Consider the following 1,188-nt stretch of genomic DNA (forward strand, 5'->3'; position numbering starts at 1 on the left):
TGTAACTATCCCCTAAAATAGCACAGCTCAAACGTAGAATCTCTTATAAAATACCCATAAGGAGTTTTGATATGAGCAAACGAATGACTGAGACGCAAATAGTATCCATATTAAAAGAAGCAGAAGCTGGGATATCTGCTAAAGAGCTGTGCCGTAAATACGGGATTGCTAGCTCGACTTTCTATAAATGGCGATCCAAGTATGGAGGCATGGAAGCGTCTGACGTCAAACGCTTAAAAGAGCTTGAAGAAGAAAACCGTAGGCTTAAACAGATGTATGCTGATTTAAGCCTCAAAGCGCAAATGCAGGAAGAGATCATAAAAAAGCTATAGCGCCTGCCCTTGAGCGCAAAGTCTGGGCGCAAGAATTGCAGGCGCAGTATGGTGTTAGTATTGCATTGAGCTGTCAGGTGGTCTGCATGAGTCGAACCGCTTACTACTATAAGCCTAAACTATCTGATGATAGTGAGATTATTGATGTCTTAAATGAGCTTACTGACAAGCACAATCGTTGGGGTTTCCCAAAGTGTTTTAAGCGTATACGCAAGCTTGGCTATTCATGGAATCATAAGCGAGTACACCGTGTTTATACAGCGTTAAACTTAAACCTACGCCGTAAGTCTAAAAGACGGCTACCAGCACGTAACCCCCAGCCTTTAAGTGTACCAAATACATTAGGTCATACTTGGTCTATGGATTTCATGAGTGACAGACTACACAACAATATTCGCTTTCGAACCTTTAATGTGATTGATGATTACAACCGTGAAGTATTAGGCATTGATATTGGTACCAGTATGCCTTCTCACCGAGTGATTCGCTACCTCGACCAGTTAGCCGAGTGGCATGGCTATCCTAAGCTAATTCGTGTGGATAACGGCAGTGAGTTTACATCCAGCATATTTACTGACTGGGCATCAGCTCATGGTATTTATATTGACTATATTGAGCCTGGCTGTCCTTATCAGAATGCTTATATTGAACGATTTAATCGTAGTTACCGCAATGAGGTTTTAGACTGTTATCTTTTTAATAATTTAAACGAGGTTAGTAAGCTGACTGAAGACTGGATCAAGGTTTATAACACCGAAAGACCCCATGATTCACTTAATGATATGACACCTGCCGAGTACAGACAGGTGGCTTAATTATTCTACGATGATGTTGTGTTAAGAATGGGGTATTTACA

At 41.1% G+C, this 1,188-nt stretch carries 1 protein-coding gene; it reads left to right on the forward strand.

The features are described 5' to 3' along the window. Positions 1 to 71 precede the first annotated feature (71 nt). A protein-coding gene (locus tag JFC05_RS12625; RefSeq protein ID WP_420850573.1) for an IS3 family transposase occupies positions 72 to 1,147 on the forward strand; the annotation gives its coding sequence in 2 pieces (ribosomal slippage) (positions 72 to 327 and positions 327 to 1,147; 1,077 coding nt in all). Positions 1,148 to 1,188: the final 41 nt, after the last annotated feature.

Source organism: Psychrobacter celer (genome assembly GCF_016107555.1).
GTDB lineage: Bacteria > Pseudomonadota > Gammaproteobacteria > Pseudomonadales > Moraxellaceae > Psychrobacter > Psychrobacter celer.